The organism is Kitasatospora sp. NPDC033851 (genome assembly GCF_055576085.1).
On record NZ_JBVIRL010000016.1, the window covers coordinates 166,277 to 180,432 of the forward strand.

The 14,156-nt window shown below is 72.0% G+C and carries 20 protein-coding genes and 3 pseudogenes; 16 read left to right on the plus strand and 7 right to left on the minus strand.

Translation table 11 applies throughout. The features are described 5' to 3' along the window. Positions 1–3: 3 nt before the first annotated feature. The 6 genes from hisB (at position 4) to hisF (ending at position 3,504) form a co-directional block, all read left to right on the plus strand. Positions 4–597: an imidazoleglycerol-phosphate dehydratase HisB gene (gene hisB, locus ACZ51D_RS27750; protein ID WP_360505447.1), complete on the plus strand. Its 594-nt coding sequence runs from the start codon at positions 4–6 to the stop codon at positions 595–597. Further along, positions 594–746 carry a hypothetical protein gene (locus tag ACZ51D_RS27755; protein WP_360505449.1) on the plus strand — a complete coding sequence of 51 codons (153 nt, stop codon included), beginning with the start codon at positions 594–596 and terminating at the stop codon, positions 744–746. The genes hisB and ACZ51D_RS27755 overlap by 4 nt, the downstream gene beginning before the upstream one ends. Before the next feature lie 76 nt (positions 747–822). After that, positions 823–1,458, plus strand: a complete 636-nt coding sequence (gene hisH, locus ACZ51D_RS27760) for an imidazole glycerol phosphate synthase subunit HisH (RefSeq protein WP_465618318.1) — start codon at positions 823–825, stop codon at positions 1,456–1,458. Between the two features lie 95 nt (positions 1,459–1,553). Next, complete coding sequence (priA, locus tag ACZ51D_RS27765) at positions 1,554–2,279, plus strand: bifunctional 1-(5-phosphoribosyl)-5-((5-phosphoribosylamino)methylideneamino)imidazole-4-carboxamide isomerase/phosphoribosylanthranilate isomerase PriA (RefSeq protein WP_360505475.1); 726 nt, start codon at positions 1,554–1,556, stop codon at positions 2,277–2,279. Then, positions 2,276–2,737, plus strand: coding sequence for a RidA family protein (locus ACZ51D_RS27770; RefSeq protein WP_465618320.1), 462 nt, complete (start codon positions 2,276–2,278; stop codon positions 2,735–2,737). Before priA ends, ACZ51D_RS27770 begins: the two co-directional genes overlap by 4 nt. After that, positions 2,734–3,504, plus strand: a complete 771-nt coding sequence (gene hisF / locus ACZ51D_RS27775) for an imidazole glycerol phosphate synthase subunit HisF (RefSeq protein ID WP_360505455.1) — start codon at positions 2,734–2,736, stop codon at positions 3,502–3,504. The genes ACZ51D_RS27770 and hisF overlap by 4 nt, the downstream gene beginning before the upstream one ends. A gap of 143 nt (positions 3,505–3,647) precedes the next feature. Here the strand turns inward: hisF and ACZ51D_RS27780 are convergent, their stop codons facing one another. From ACZ51D_RS27780 to ACZ51D_RS27805, 6 genes and pseudogenes are all read right to left on the minus strand, one after another. Next, positions 3,648–4,427 (minus strand): VOC family protein, encoded by a 780-nt coding sequence (locus ACZ51D_RS27780; protein WP_465618322.1) that lies wholly within the window; start codon positions 4,425–4,427, stop codon positions 3,648–3,650. A 195-nt stretch (positions 4,428–4,622) separates the two neighbouring features. After that, positions 4,623–4,853: pseudogene (locus ACZ51D_RS27785) on the minus strand (LuxR C-terminal-related transcriptional regulator); the annotation flags it as partial. A gap of 245 nt (positions 4,854–5,098) precedes the next feature. Then, complete coding sequence (locus tag ACZ51D_RS27790) at positions 5,099–5,743, minus strand: TIGR03085 family metal-binding protein (RefSeq protein WP_465618324.1); 645 nt, start codon at positions 5,741–5,743, stop codon at positions 5,099–5,101. Between the two features lie 101 nt (positions 5,744–5,844). Then, positions 5,845–6,660, minus strand: coding sequence for a protein kinase family protein (locus ACZ51D_RS27795; protein WP_465663783.1), 816 nt, complete (start codon positions 6,658–6,660; stop codon positions 5,845–5,847). A 69-nt stretch (positions 6,661–6,729) separates the two neighbouring features. Further along, the gene (locus ACZ51D_RS27800) at positions 6,730–6,864 is read right to left on the minus strand and encodes a hypothetical protein (protein ID WP_465663784.1); all 135 of its coding nucleotides are present in this window, start codon (positions 6,862–6,864) and stop codon (positions 6,730–6,732) included. Then, positions 6,861–6,995, minus strand: a pseudogene (locus ACZ51D_RS27805) (radical SAM protein); the annotation flags it as partial. The gene ACZ51D_RS27800 and the pseudogene ACZ51D_RS27805, both read right to left, overlap by 4 nt. On the opposite strand from ACZ51D_RS27805, the pseudogene ACZ51D_RS27810 reads away from it, so the two are divergent. Beyond that, a pseudogene (locus ACZ51D_RS27810) lies at positions 6,994–7,224 on the plus strand (tetratricopeptide repeat protein); the annotation flags it as partial. The pseudogenes ACZ51D_RS27805 and ACZ51D_RS27810 sit on opposite strands and share 2 nt — an antisense overlap. A gap of 30 nt (positions 7,225–7,254) precedes the next feature. After that, positions 7,255–7,758 carry an NUDIX domain-containing protein gene (locus ACZ51D_RS27815; RefSeq protein WP_465663785.1) on the plus strand — a complete coding sequence of 168 codons (504 nt, stop codon included), beginning with the start codon at positions 7,255–7,257 and terminating at the stop codon, positions 7,756–7,758. A 324-nt stretch (positions 7,759–8,082) separates the two neighbouring features. On the opposite strand, the gene ACZ51D_RS27820 is transcribed toward ACZ51D_RS27815, so the two are convergent. After that, a complete protein-coding gene (locus ACZ51D_RS27820; protein WP_465663786.1) occupies positions 8,083–8,655 on the minus strand; it encodes a hypothetical protein in 573 nt (190 codons plus the stop codon). A 134-nt stretch (positions 8,656–8,789) separates the two neighbouring features. On the opposite strand from ACZ51D_RS27820, the gene hisI reads away from it, so the two are divergent. The 8 genes from hisI to trpM all read left to right on the plus strand — a co-directional run bounded on the left by hisI (position 8,790) and on the right by trpM (position 14,147). Beyond that, positions 8,790–9,161 carry a phosphoribosyl-AMP cyclohydrolase gene (gene hisI, locus ACZ51D_RS27825; protein ID WP_465618328.1) on the plus strand — a complete coding sequence of 124 codons (372 nt, stop codon included), beginning with the start codon at positions 8,790–8,792 and terminating at the stop codon, positions 9,159–9,161. A gap of 35 nt (positions 9,162–9,196) precedes the next feature. Next, positions 9,197–10,720, plus strand: a complete 1,524-nt coding sequence (locus ACZ51D_RS27830) for an anthranilate synthase component I (protein WP_465618330.1) — start codon at positions 9,197–9,199, stop codon at positions 10,718–10,720. 66 nt (positions 10,721–10,786) lie between these two features. Further along, positions 10,787–11,281 carry a Uma2 family endonuclease gene (locus tag ACZ51D_RS27835; RefSeq protein ID WP_465618332.1) on the plus strand — a complete coding sequence of 165 codons (495 nt, stop codon included), beginning with the start codon at positions 10,787–10,789 and terminating at the stop codon, positions 11,279–11,281. Between the two features lie 26 nt (positions 11,282–11,307). Beyond that, positions 11,308–11,898, plus strand: coding sequence for a TIGR02234 family membrane protein (locus ACZ51D_RS27840; RefSeq protein ID WP_360510007.1), 591 nt, complete (start codon positions 11,308–11,310; stop codon positions 11,896–11,898). Positions 11,899–12,090: 192 nt separating this feature from the next. Continuing rightward, the gene (locus ACZ51D_RS27845) at positions 12,091–12,372 is read left to right on the plus strand and encodes an HGxxPAAW family protein (protein WP_465618334.1); all 282 of its coding nucleotides are present in this window, start codon (positions 12,091–12,093) and stop codon (positions 12,370–12,372) included. 156 nt (positions 12,373–12,528) lie between these two features. Next, entirely contained in the window at positions 12,529–12,969 is a 441-nt protein-coding gene (locus tag ACZ51D_RS27850) for a DUF2752 domain-containing protein (RefSeq protein ID WP_360510005.1), read from the plus strand. Between the two features lie 212 nt (positions 12,970–13,181). After that, a complete protein-coding gene (trpC, locus tag ACZ51D_RS27855; RefSeq protein WP_360510004.1) occupies positions 13,182–13,988 on the plus strand; it encodes an indole-3-glycerol phosphate synthase TrpC in 807 nt (268 codons plus the stop codon). A 9-nt stretch (positions 13,989–13,997) separates the two neighbouring features. Continuing rightward, positions 13,998–14,147 carry a tryptophan biosynthesis modulator TrpM gene (gene trpM, locus ACZ51D_RS27860; protein WP_373560517.1) on the plus strand — a complete coding sequence of 50 codons (150 nt, stop codon included), beginning with the start codon at positions 13,998–14,000 and terminating at the stop codon, positions 14,145–14,147. Positions 14,148–14,156 lie beyond the last annotated feature (9 nt).

Genomic DNA, 14,156 nt, shown 5'->3' on the forward strand with positions numbered 1-14,156 from the left:
CCCATGTCCCGCATCGGACGCGTCGAGCGCACCACCAAGGAGACCTCCGTCCTGGTCGAGATAGACCTCGACGGCACCGGCAAGACCGACATCTCCACGGGCGTCGGCTTCTACGACCACATGCTCGACCAGCTCGGCCGGCACGGCCTGTTCGACCTCACCGTCAAGACCGACGGCGACCTGCACATCGACACCCACCACACCATCGAGGACACCGCCCTCGCGCTCGGCGCCGCCTTCAAGCAGGCGCTCGGCGACAAGGTCGGCATCTACCGCTTCGGCAACTGCACGGTGCCGCTGGACGAGTCGCTCGCCCAGGTCACCGTGGACCTCTCCGGCCGGCCCTACCTGGTGCATACCGAGCCCGAGGGCATGGCGCCGATGATCGGCAGCTACGACACCACGATGACCCGGCACATCCTGGAGTCCTTCGTGGCCCAGGCGCAGATCGCGCTGCACGTCCACGTGCCGTACGGGCGCAACGCCCACCACATCGTGGAGTGCCAGTTCAAGGCGCTGGCCCGGGCGCTGCGCTACGCCGCCGAGCGCGACTCGCGCGCGGCCGGCATCCTCCCGTCGACCAAGGGTGCGCTGTGAGCAATTCCGCGTTGGCTCTGATCTTCGTCGGCCTCTTCCTGGCCGGCGGAGTGATCTCCTTCTGGAAGCAGAAGCTGCCGAAGGGCGTCATCCTCGTGCTGGGGCTGGGCGCGGGGATGTGCCTGGCCGCCGGCGTCATGCGCCTGTAGCCCCGCCCGACCTGCCAGACGTGTCAGACCTGGCCCGACCTGCCAGACCTGCCCTAGAAAGACTGGACACCTGAACATGGGCAAGAACGTCGTCGTCCTCGACTACGGCTCCGGCAACCTCCGCTCCGCGCAGCGCGCCCTGGAGCGGACCGGGGCGAACGTCACGGTCAGCTCCGACTACGACACCGCGATGGCCGCGGACGGCCTGCTCGTCCCCGGTGTCGGCGCCTTCGAGGCCTGCATGCGCGGGCTGAAGTCGGTCCGCGGGGACTGGATCATCGACCGCCGCCTCGCCGGGGGCCGCCCGGTCATGGGCATCTGCGTGGGCATGCAGATCCTCTTCGAGAAGGGCGTCGAGCACGGCGTCGAGACGGCCGGCTGCGACGAGTGGCCGGGCACCGTCGAACCGCTGGAGGCCCCGGTCGTCCCGCACATGGGCTGGAACACCGTGGACGTCCCCGAGGGCAGCCGGATGTTCGCCGGCCTCGACCCGCAGACCCGCTTCTACTTCGTGCACTCCTACGGGGTGCGGCGCTGGGAGCTGGAGACCCACAGCGCGCGGATCAACCCGCCGCTGGTCACCTGGGCCACGCACGGGCAGCCGTTCGTCGCGGCCATCGAGAACGGCCCGCTGTGGGCCACCCAGTTCCACCCCGAGAAGTCCGGTGACGCCGGCGCCGCCCTGCTGACCAACTGGGTCAACACCCTCTGACGAGCTGAAAGTTGTATCTGATGAGCGAACGAAGTGAGCGAGCCGTCGAGGCTGTGCCTGGCGATGCCACCGCTGAGCGGAGCGAGAGCGGGGGCCTGAGCCGCCTCGAACTGCTTCCTGCCGTCGACGTCCGCGACGGCCAGGCCGTCCGCCTGGTCAAGGGCGCCTCCGGCACCGAGACCTCCTTCGGCGAGCCGCTGGCCGCCGCCCTCGCCTGGCAGAACGCCGGCGCCGAGTGGCTGCACCTGGTCGACCTCGACGCCGCTTTCGGCACCGGCTCCAACTACGAGCTGCTGCGCGAGGTCACCGGGCAGCTGGACATCAAGGTCGAACTGTCCGGCGGCATCCGGGACGACGAGTCGCTCGCCCGCGCCCTCGCCACCGGCTGCACCCGGGTCAACCTCGGCACCGCCGCCCTGGAAGCCCCCGCATGGGTCGCCAAGGCCATCGCCGAGCACGGCGACAAGATCGCCGTCGGCCTGGACGTGGTCGGCACCACCCTGCGCGGCCGCGGCTGGACCCGCGACGGCGGCCAGCTCTTCGAGGTGCTCGAGCGCCTCGACCAGGAGGGCTGCGCCCGCTACGTCGTCACCGACGTCAACCGCGACGGCACCCTGACCGGCCCCAACCTGCAGCTGCTGCGCGACGTCTGCGCCGCCACCGACCGCCCGGTGGTCGCCTCCGGCGGCGTCTCCTCGCTGGACGACCTGCGCGCCATCGCCACGCTCGTCGGCGAGGGTGTCGAGGGCGCCATCGTGGGCAAGGCACTCTACGAGCAGAAGTTCACCCTCGAAGAGGCCCTGGAGGCGGTTTCAGGATGACCGATGGTCGGATCGTACGTGGCGAGGTCGTGCGGGGCGAGGTCGTGCGGGGCCGAGTCCGCGGATTCTCCCCCTGGGAGGACGAGTTCGGCTACTCCCGGGCCGTCGCCGCGGGCGACCACGTGCACGTGGCCGGCACCACCGCCTGGGTGGACGGCCGGATCGAGCACGAGGGCGACCCGTACCGGCAGACCCTCGCCGCGTTCGGCGTCGGGCTCACGGCCCTGGCCGCGTACGGTCTGACCGCGGACGACGTGGTCCGCACCCGGATGTACATCACCCACGTCCGCGACGCCGACGAAGTGGGCCGCGCCCACCACGAACTCTTCGACGCCGCACGCCCGGTGGCCACCATGGTGGTGGTCGAGGGACTGATCGACTCCCGGATGATGGTCGAGATCGAGCTCGACGCGTACCGCTCCGGGCTGGCAAAGACCCTGGAAGGCAATCAGCCGTGACCCTCGCCGTACGAGTCATCCCCTGTCTGGACGTGGACGCCGGGCGGGTGGTCAAGGGCGTCAACTTCCAGAACCTGCGCGACGCCGGCGACCCGGTCGAGATGGCCAAGCTCTACGACGCCGAGGGCGCCGACGAACTCACCTTCCTCGACATCACCGCCTCCTCCGGCGACCGGGAGACCACCTACGACGTGGTCCGCCGCACCGCCGAGCAGGTCTTCATCCCGCTCACCGTCGGCGGTGGCATCCGCGCCGTCGAGGACGTCGACAAGCTGCTGCGGGCCGGCGCCGACAAGGTGGGCGTCAACACCGCCGCCATCGCCCGGCCGGAACTGGTCCGGGAGATCGCCCAGCGGTTCGGGCGGCAGGTGCTGGTGCTCTCGGTGGACGCCCGGCGCTGCCCGGAAGGCACCGAGACGCCGTCCGGCTTCGAGGTCACCACGCACGGCGGACGCCAGGGCACCGGCCTGGACGCCGTCGAATGGGCGGGCCGCGCCGCCGAACTGGGCGCCGGGGAGATCCTGCTCAACTCGATGGACGCGGACGGCACCAAGGACGGCTACGACCTGGAACTGATCCGGGCCGTGCGCAAGGCCGTCTCCGTGCCGGTGATCGCCTCCGGCGGGGCCGGCAAGCTCGCCGACTTCGCGCCGGCCGTGGACGCGGGCGCGGACGCGGTGCTGGCCGCCAGCGTGTTCCACTTCGGGGACCTGCGGATCGGCGAGGTCAAGGGCGCGCTGCGGGAGGCCGGGCACCCGGTGCGGTGACCGTTTCGTGCGGATGAGGGCCCGCCGGTGCTGGTGCGCACCGGCGGGCCCTCACGTGTCTCAGGACTCCTGCCGCGACTCGGGTCCCGTCGCGACTCAGGTACGGCCGCGACTAGGGTCCGCGACTCAGGTACGGCCGCGACTCAGGACTCCCGCGGCTCGCCGTGGATCAGCGCGAACGGGGCGCCGTTCGGATCCGCCAGCCAGGCCAGCCGGCCGACGTTCTCCACGTCCGAGGCCGCCATCAGCACCGAGGCGCCGGCCGCCGTCGCCTTCGCGATCACCGCGTCCACGTCGGCGGCCGCGAAGTACGGCGTCCAGGCGGAGGGCTGCTCCGGGGACATCGTCGGGGCGATGCCGCCGAAGCTGGTCGCCTGCTGGTCGCCCTCGGAGGTCGAGATCACCCGGTAGGCCATGCCCGGCGACGGCTCGAAGTTCTCCATCCGCCAGCCGAACAGCTTCTCGTAGAAGGCGAAAGCGACCTCCGGGCCGGAGGTGTGCAGCTCCGACCAGACCAGCGCGTCGTCCTCGGAGACGATGCCCAGACCCTTGGTGTTGCCGGCCTGCCAGACGGAGAACTCGGCGCCCTGCGGATCGGTGAGCGCCGCGAACCGGCCCTCCTGCATGACGTCCATCGGCGGCACGCGGACGGTGGCACCGGCCTGCTCGGCGGCCTTCACCGTGGCGTCCACGTCCTCGGTGCGGAAGTACGTCGTCCAGGCGGACCGCGCCCCCTCGTCGAGATTGCCGAGGGCGCCGACGGTCTTGCCGTTCAGCTGGAAGAAGCCGTAACCACCGGCCTCGGGGACCTCCTGGAACGTCCAGCCGAAGACCTTCCGGTAGAACTCGGCGGTGGCGGGGATGTCCGGGCTGCCGAGGTCGATCCAGCAGGGGGAGCCGGTGGGGAAGTCGGTGGTGAGCATGGAGTGGTGCCCCTTCGACGCAGAGTGACCGGGAGTGGCCGGGAAGGTTCCGTCGGGCGCGAGCACGCCCCCGCCCCGGCCACCTGCGAGTCTGCACCCGGGCACTGACTTCCGCAGCTCGGGCACGGCTGACCCGCGGATTCGTCGTGGACGGCTACGCCGTGCGTGGCCCCGCAGTAGCCCCGTGCCGGCCGCTCACAGCCAGCCGCGCTGCGCCGCCTTGAGACCGGCCTCGAAACGGCTGGCGGCGTCGAGCCGCTCCATGAGGGCGGACATCTGGCGACGCACGGTGCGCACCGAGATGCCGAGCCGCTTGCCGGCGGCCTCGTCGGTCAGGCCCGTGCCGAGCAGCCGGAGCAGGTCGCGTTCGGCCGGGGTGAGGCCGGTGTCGTGATGGGTGGGCCGGTCGGCGCCGAGCGGCACGGCGGTGGCCTCCGACCCGGGCCAGACCGGAAAGCTCTACCTCTACAAGGGCACCGGCAGCGGCCTGAGCTCCCGCACCGAGATCGGCTCCGGCGGCTGGTAACCGGAGAACGGACGACGCCGACCCGGTAGCGGGAGTGATCTGCGGTGACGGTGCTGCCCCACAGGTTGCTGTGGGGCAGCACCGTCACCGCGCCGGCCGCTTCCACCGGCACCCTCCCCGGCCCGATGCGCAAAGGGCGGGCGTCCTACGGCGCAGGCAGCGGCAGGACGTGCCGGAGGGCCTCGACCGCGTCCGGGGCGCCGTCGACGGTCAGGGTGGTACGGGCACCACGGCCGTAGACGAACAGGACCAGCTCGCCCGGTTCGCCGGTGAGGTGGACGGTGGGAGCGCCGGCCGGGCCGACGGTCAGCGACCGGCCGTCCGGGCGGGCGAGAGTGAGACGGACGGGAGAGCGGCGGCCGGCCTCCAGCCGGGCCAGCAGGGGAAGCCGGCGCCAGAGCGCCTCGGCGCGCCCCGGCGGGACGGGCTGCGCCGTCCAGTCCTCGCCGGCACGCAGGACGTCCTCGGCGTGCACGAAGTACTCGATGGTGTTCGCCGCCTCATCCGCGCCGGGCAGGGCGAACAGCGAGAACACCGGCGGCCCGCCCCGGAACAGCCGCACCAACTCCTCGTACGGTCGCGCGGCGTAGTCGTCCTGCACCCGCTGCGTCCACCCGGCCAGCGCACCCACCCGGATACCGGCCGCCGCATCGGCACGGCGCTCCCGGATCACCAGATGGGCAGCGAGGTCCCGGGTGGTCCACCCCCCGCAGAGCGTGGGGGCCTCCGGCCCGGCAGCGGTGAGGAGTTGAGCGAGACGGTGGCGCTCGGCAAGCGCATGGTTCGACATGCTGAAAGCCTAGGGGGTGCACACATCCGGCCCACCCGGAGCCACCCCCTCGCCTGCCTCCCGGGCTACGGAGGAGCGGCCCGGTCCTTGGGACCGGCGAGCTAACGGGCGTGCATCATCCGGAAACGGGCCCATTGCCGAGCCGCCCGGTTCAGCCCGGCGGTCCACGGGTCCGGATCGTCTCCGGCGATGTCAGCCCACATGCGGGCCTGAGCCTCCGCGAAGACGTCTACCACCGCCGTATCGCCGGTCTCCCAAGCCGGAACCCTGGCAGCCCAGGCTTCCGCGGCAGCCGGGCTGTGGCCGCCCGCCGCGATCAACCAGATCACCCACAGGGCTGGGTCGATCCAGGGCGCTCCACGGGTGGGCCACGCCCAGTCGACCAGCAGGACACGGTCGCCCCGAACCAAGACGTTCTCGTTGTTCAGGTCGGTGTGCAACAGGAAACTGCCGGCGAACCGGGCCGGCATCCCGGGGTCGTCCACGTAGGCGGCCCATCGTTGCTCGGCACGGCGAAGCCCGACCGGGGGACACGGGGTGCGACCGAGTCGGCCGAGGACGTCGACCATCAGCTCCAGATCCCCCACCTCCCTGTAGTCGGCGTGGCGGGCCTCGACGTACTCGAACGCGACGAGGCTCCAACCCCCGATGTCCAGGTGCCACAGCAGCTCGGGGGCGAGGCCTTCCACATAGCGGTTGATCTCCGTCTCACGCCGCTGCGTCCACACGCGTGGGTGGTTCAGCTGCATCCCCTTGACGAAGACAGCGCCCCCGGAAGTGGTGAGCTTGGCAGCGATCTCGGAGTTGAAACCGGCCGAGACGGTCTCCGCGGCAAGGACCGGCGTGCCGAGGCGGGCGGTGACGGCTCGGTGCACCGAATCGGGCAGGTCTGCCCAATGAATGCGGATGGTGGTCACGATGCCCAGCTTCCCAGAGCCTGCCCGGAGGCCGACGGCACCACAGCCGTCGGCCTCCGGGACTGCGTGCTAACGGTACGGATTGTCGTCGCTGCACCCGGGGAGGGCGTCAGCGCCGAAGTCCTCCATGCCGCTGATGAAGCCCAGCGTCTCGTCGTCCTCCTCGTGCCGGGTGGCGGTCATCTCGACCATGACAGCGGTCATGCTGCGTTTCCCTTCTGTCCGTGCTGGCAGTAGGTGTTCAGTGGTGCCTTCGCCTCCTGGTAGCGCTTGGCCAGTGGCCGGCAGACCGAGCAGTTCTCGGACAGCCGGCAGCCGGAGCAGCCACCGGTGCGTGTTCACGCCCTCACCTACGCCGATCTCGGGGACAGCCTGGCTGCTCAGGCCCGAGCAGACGAGGCGGTAGCGACCTGGGGGCGCGCGCTCGACCTCATGGACGGCATGACCTCGGATCGGACGAGAAAGGCGATCTCCTCAATCCGCCCCTGTTTGGCGATCTACCGTAGCCGTGGCGTTCCGGGAGTCGTTGACCTGGAGCGCCGTGCACGCGAGGCATTGACATAGCAGCCGCACCGCAGGAAGGACCGGACCGACATGGCTCAGTCGACCACTGAACAGACCGCCGCTCTCAAGCCCGCCACGGAGTCGATGACCCTGTTGGTTGCCGCCGTCATCGTTCACGACCTCGAAGCCCAGCGGGTCGTTCTTCTCCGACGAGGGCCCAAGGCCAAGTTCGCCCAAGGCTTGTGGGACCTGCCCGTAGGAAAGAGCGAACCCGGCGAACCGATCACCGAGACGGCGATTCGCGAACTCAAGGAGGAAACAGGGCTTGTCGTCACTCCCGGCGACCTGCGTCTGGCCCACGTCATTCACGGGGCCCGAGGCGTCGAGGCGCCCAACGGTTTCCTGACCGTCGTCTTCGCAGCTCACCGCTGGTCCGGCGAACTGGCGAATGGGGAACCCGGCAAGCACTCGGAGGTTGCGTGGGTCGGCGCCGAGACCGTGCCGGAAGAATTCGTCTCCACCACCAGGGAAGCTCTGATCGGGTACCTCGACAACGGTCCGAGCGTCTCCCTCGATTCGTGGCAGGAGCAGTGAAGTAGGTATGCATTTGCCCCCTGTCTCGTTCTCGTGATCGCCGCCCTCACCTCTCTGGCTGTGTCGCTGATCCTTCTGTCTTACCGTATGTCTCCCCAGGTGCTTGCGGCATCCCTCCTCGACCGAGGAGGGATGCCGCAAGCATTTTCTCTTTATATCTAAATTTTTTTCTTCTTCATGGCGACCGCCTAGCTCTCTGAGTGGGCAGGGGTAATTGCGGCGATGCACCTCGGGTGTGCCGAGGGGCATCGCAGCCAATTAATTCTTCTCCTCGGCTGACGCCTCGTTCGGACCCTTGGCCCCGGCTCTCTTGTATCCGAATTCCTACGGGTGCAGCCGGCCGGTGAGTTTGGGGGCGCCCTGTTTGTTGCCGCCGGTGAGGGTGCAGGTGTAGTCGCGCCAGCCCTGTTGGTAGTTGACCAGGGCGGGGCCGAACTGGCGGCCGTAGTAGGTCTTTCCGTCGGCCTGTTTGGCTTTGGCGGTGGCTTCGGCTTCCTTGCAGCCGTCGCGCATGGCGAGGGCGATCGGGATTTCGCCGGTGAGATTGTCGGGCAGTTTGAGGTCGGCGATGACTTCGCCGTCGTGGTCGCCGGTGCAGGGGCGTTCTTCGGCGCGGGTGATCACCGGGCTCAGCTGCGGGTGGTCGAAGCAGGTGCCGACGGGGAAGTAGGCGTACGGCGGCTGTGGCTTGGTCGGCGTCGGGCTGGGTGTCGGGGTCGGCGTGGGGGTGGCCGTGGGGGTGGGTGGGGGCGGTGCGGCGGCCGGCTTCCTGTCGTCCGGCCAGAGCACCGCGGTGGCCAGCACCGCGAGGAGGGCGACCAGCACGGCGATGACGGTGAGGACCAGGCCGCGCGACGGGCGGGAGGCGGCGGCTGCGGGCGGCTGCTCGGGGGTCATGGCCATGAGGATGGCCCACGCGTGCGGCGCCTGGCAGGCGGTTGGCCGAACTCGCCCCCGTACGGGCGGATGACCGGGACCAGAGGTCGGACGGACCAGCCGGGTCGGACGGCCGGGCTGACACAATGGGCCGCATGTCCACCACACCCGCCACTCCCGGCACCACCGCCCTGGCCCCCGAGATCGCCGCCCGCCTCAAGCGCACCGAGGACGGCCTTCTTCCGGCCATCGCGCAGCAGTACGACACCGGCGAGGTGCTGATGCTCGGCTGGATGGACGACGAGGCCCTGCACCGTACGCTCACCACCGGCCGCTGCACCTACTGGAGCCGCAGCCGCCGCGAGTACTGGGTGAAGGGCGACACCTCCGGTCACGTCCAGGCGGTCAAGTCGGTGGCCCTGGACTGTGACGGCGACACCCTGCTGGTCAAGGTCGACCAGGCCGGCGCGGCCTGCCACACCGGCGACCGCACCTGTTTCGACGCCGACGTGCTCCCCTTTTCCTGATCACCCGACCACAACTCCAGAAGGTGCCGCCGCGCATGGACCTCGAAGCCTTCCGCAAGCTCGCCGTCGACACCCGGGTCATCCCGGTCACCCGCAGGCTCCTCGCGGACGGCCTCACTCCGATCGGCCTCTACCGCAGCCTCGCCGGGGAGCGGCCCGGCACCTTCCTGCTGGAGTCCGCGGAGCAGGGCCGCAGCTGGTCGCGCTACTCCTTCGTCGGCGTGCGCGGCGCCGCCACGCTGACCGTCGACCAGGACGGCAACGCCCGCTGGCTCGGCACCCCGCCGGTCGGCATCCCCACCACCGGCGACCCGCTGCAGGTGCTGCGCGCCGCGCTGGAGGCGCTGCACACCCCGCGGCACGCCGACGACGGCCTGCCCCCGCTCACCGGCGGCCTGGTCGGCTACCTCGGCTACGACATCGTCCGCCGGCTGGAGAAGCTGCCCGACCTCAACCCGGACGACCTCAAGCTCCCCGAGCTGACCATGCTGCTGGCCACCGACCTGGCGGTGCTCGACCACGCCGACGGCACGGTGCTGTTGATCGCCAACGCCGTCAACCACAACGACCTGGCCACCGGCGTGGACGAGGCCTACGCGGACGCGGTGGGCCGGCTGGACGTGATGGAGGCCGACCTGTTCAAGCCGGTCGACCCAGGCCTGGCCACCTTCACCCCGGCCGGCCCCGGCGAGGTGCACTCGCCGTTCGGCGGCGAGCCGTACCGGGCGGCGGTGGACGAGATCAAGGAGCGGATCCGGGCCGGCGAGGCCTTCCAGGTGGTGCCGTCGCAGCGCTTCGAGGCGCCCTGCCCGGCCTCCGCGCTGGACGTTTACCGGGTGCTGCGCACCACCAACCCCAGCCCGTACATGTACCTGTTCCGCTTCCCGGGCCCGGACGGCACCGCCGAGGGCGGCTTCGACGTGGTCGGCTCCAGCCCGGAGGCGCTGGTCAAGGTCACCCGGGGCGAGGCGATGCTGCACCCGATCGCGGGCACCCGGCACCGCGGCGCCACCCCGCACGAGGACGCGGGGCTGGCCGCCGAGCTGCTCGCCGACCCCAAGGAGCGGGCCGAGCACCTGATGCTGGTGGACCTCGGCCGCAACGACCTCGGGCGGGTCTGCGAGCCGGGCAGCGTCGAGGTGGTCGACTTCATGCAGATCGAGCGGTACAGCCACGTGATGCACATCGTCTCCACCGTCACCGGCAAGGTCGCGCCCGGGCGGACCGCCTTCGACGTGCTGACCGCCTGCTTCCCGGCGGGCACCCTCTCCGGCGCGCCCAAGCCGCGGGCGATGCGGATCATCGAGGAGCTGGAGCCCACCCGCCGCGGCCTGTACGGCGGTTGCGTCGGCTACCTGGACTTCGCCGGGGACTCCGACACCGCGATCGCGATCCGGACCGCGGTGCTGCGCGACGGCACGGCGTACGTGCAGGCCGGGGCGGGCGTGGTCGCCGACTCGGACCCGTACGGCGAGGACACCGAGTGCCGCAACAAGGCGGCCGCCGTGCTGCGGGCCGTCGCCACCGCCAATACGCTGCGGAGGCCGGAACTGTCCTGACCGGAGCTGTCCTGACCGGAGCTGTCCTGACCGGAACTGTCCTGAGGCGTGAGGGAGGCGGCCGGGGTGCCCGAGGTGCCGTACGACGAGCTGCGCTGGGAGGTCGTGCTGGGCACGGCCGGGCAGCTCGGCGAGCAGCCGGCGGGCCACGGCCGGGTGCTGTCCGGTGTGGCGGTCGACTTCCCGGCGGCGCCCGGCGGCCTGGCTCCCGACGAGGTGGCGGTGCTCGCCCCGGACGTCGCCGTGCTCGCCCGCGACGCGGTGCGGGGCGAGCGGGGCCGGTTCGGCGCGGCCGGGGTCGAGGCGGTGCTGGAGGTGGCCCGGCCCGGTCTGTCGGAGGCCGGGCGGGCGTACGCGCGCAGCGGCGTGCCGCTGTACGTGGTGGTCGACCCGGCGGCGGCGGTCTGCACCGTGCACACCGCGCCGTCGCCCGAAGGGGTGTACCGGGAGGCCGAGCGGGTGCCGTTCGGCAACGACCTGTTCCTGCCGCTGGGCGGGCGGACGGTGGTGCTGCGGACGGACGTCTTCCCGGGCCCGTTCCCCACCCCGGGTACGGACTGAGGTGTCGGTCGGGGGATAGTGGACGGGTGAGCGCTGACCAGACCCCCGCCCCCACCGCCGCCGCAGGCCGCCGCACGCTCGGCGTGATGCTGCTGCTCACCGTGCTGAGCGCCGTGCTGGTGCTGACCGCGGCCGGGCGGACCTGGGCCCAGGGCCGGGCCGGCACCCTGGACGTCTCCGTCACCGGCGGCAACATCTCCGAACTGCCCGGCGGGCTGGCCCTGGTGGGCCTCGCCGCGGCCGTCGCGGTGTTCGCGGTGCGCGGCGCCGGACGGCTGGCGGTCGGCGCGCTGACCCTGCTCGCCGGGATCGGCGCGGCCGCCGCGTCGGTCGCCGGGGCGGGCGACACCGCCGCGCTGGACGCCGAGGCCGCCCGCAAGCTCGGCCTGACCGGCTCGGCGGCCACCGAGGTCGCGCACACCGGCTGGCCCTGGGTCGCGTTGGTCGGCGGCGTGCTGCTGGCCCTCGCCGGACTGCTCACCCTGCGCTACGGCCGCCGCTGGCCCGCCATGGGCAGCCGCTACGAGGCGCCGACCCGCAAGGCCCCGGCCAGGGCCGAGACGCCCGGCGACCTGTGGAAGGCGCTGGACCGCGGCGAGGACCCCACGGCCCTCTGAGGCCCCACGGCCCTCCGAGGGGCGCTCGGCCGCCCCGTCGGGCCCCGTACCCGCCCGAAGCGCGCATGTGACGCGATAGACGCGGCACCCGCTTTGGGGGCCCGGTGTGTGGCCCGGCACAATGGAACCCGTCCACCCGCCGACGGCCCCGCAGGCCCGGTCGGGCCCCGAGAGCCAAGGAGCACCACGCAGATGGCAGCAGCAGCGCACGGCCACAACCCCGCCGCCTGGACCGGCGTCGTCATCACCTTCGTCGGTTTCGGCATCGCGGGTGTCGCGATGATCCTGCCGTCGGTGCTGCTCGTCTGGGCCGGCCTGGCGGTCGCCCTGGCCGGTGGCGTGGTCGGCAAGGCCATGTCGATGGCGGGCATGGGCAAGCAGCCGAGCACCAACGTCTACAAGTCGGTCGAGGAGCAGAGCGAGGCCCGCGCGGCCCGCCAGCCCCACCCCGCCGTCGCCGTCGCCGCCGCCTGACGACCGGCCCCCGTACGGAACGGCTGCCTCCGGGACGGTTTCCGTACGACGTACGGGAAGGCCTTCGTAGGACACGCCTTTCGCACAACCGAACGGCGGGCGCGCCGCGCCCGCCGTTTCGTCGTCTCCGGGCCCGGGCGCGGGCAGAATCGGGGCGTGAACGCCGCCCCCACCGCCTCCGCCCCGTCGCCCGTGCTGCGCCGGCTGGGTCCGCCGCTGACCGCGCTGGCGGCGGTGGCCGTCCCGACCGTGTACGTCGCCGTGGTGGACCCGAACAGCCCCGGGCACTACCCGGACTGCCCGTTCCTGACCGCCACCGGCTGGTGGTGCCCCGGCTGCGGGGGGCTGCGCTGCGTCCACGCGCTGACCCACGGGGACTTCACCGGCGCGCTGCACGACAACGCCGCCGCCGTCCTGCTGTTGGGCGTGCTGGGGGTGCTCTGGCTGCGTTGGGCCTGGGCCGCGCTGACCGGTGGGCCGCTGCCGAGGGTCACCGTCGGGGGCCGGCGCTGGGCGCTGATCGCGCTGCTCGTGCTGGTGTTTACCGTGGTGCGAAACTCGCCGGTCGGAGCGGGTTTGGCGCCGCCACTGGTCTGAGCGGCGCGAACGGCCCGGTCGGGGGTGGAGAAGCGGTGAAGTCGCAGTTGAGGGCGGCCGGAGCGGGCGTCCGGTCCGCGAGACGTGTGCCGGGCTGATGCGCCCCGCGCCCCCGGGTGCCGATACCATCGAAGAGCCGGCGGGTTGCCGCCCGCGCGGTTCTGCCGGCCGACCGGCAGAACCGACTGGCAGATAAAGATGGGGGCTCCTGCGTGAGTGTGCTCGACTCGATCATCGAAGGGGTCCGCGAGGACCTCGCCGAGCGGCAGGCCCGGGTCTCCCTGGACGAGCTGAAGGAACGCGCCGCCAAGGCCCCGGAGGCCAAGGACGGCGTCGCCGCCCTCAAGGGCGACGGGGTCCGGGTGATCTGCGAGGTGAAGCGCTCCAGCCCCTCCAAGGGCGCTCTGGCCTCGATCGCCGATCCGGCCGCCCTGGCGCGCGACTACGCGGCCGGCGGTGCCGCCGCGATCAGCGTGCTGACGGAGCAGCGCCGCTTCGGCGGTTCGCTGGCCGACCTGGACGCCGTCCGCGCCGCGGTGGACACCCCGCTGCTGCGCAAGGACTTCATCGTCACCGCGTACCAGCTGTGGGAGGCCCGCGCGCACGGCGCCGACCTCGCGCTGCTGATCGTCGCGGCCCTCGACCAGTCGGCCCTGGTGTCGCTGATCGAGCGCGCCGAGTCGATCGGTCTCACCCCGCTGGTCGAGGTGCACGACGAGGAGGAGATCGGGCGCGCGGTGGACGCCGGGGCGCGGATCATCGGCGTCAACGCCCGCAACCTGAAGACCCTCGAGGTGGACCGCAACACCTTCGGGAACGTGGTCCACGCCATTCCGGACCACATTGTCAAGATCGCCGAGTCCGGGGTGCGCGGCCCGCTGGACGTGATCAACTACGCCAACCTGGGCGCCGACGCGGTGCTGGTCGGCGAGTCCCTGGTGACCGGCAAGGACCCGCGTGCCGCGGTCGCCGACCTGGTCGCCGCCGGGGCCCACCCCGCCGTCCGGCACAAGGACTGACACAGCCCGATGAAGATCGCCACCCGACTCGCCCCCGGCTGCCGCCCGCGCGGCTGCCGCGCGCCCGCACGCCGGGTGCTGGGGCGTCGGGTGCGGTACGTGATCGGCTGCGAGCCCGGCCAGGTACCGGGACGACGATGGCGCGTGACGCGCGGCTGACCCCAGCCG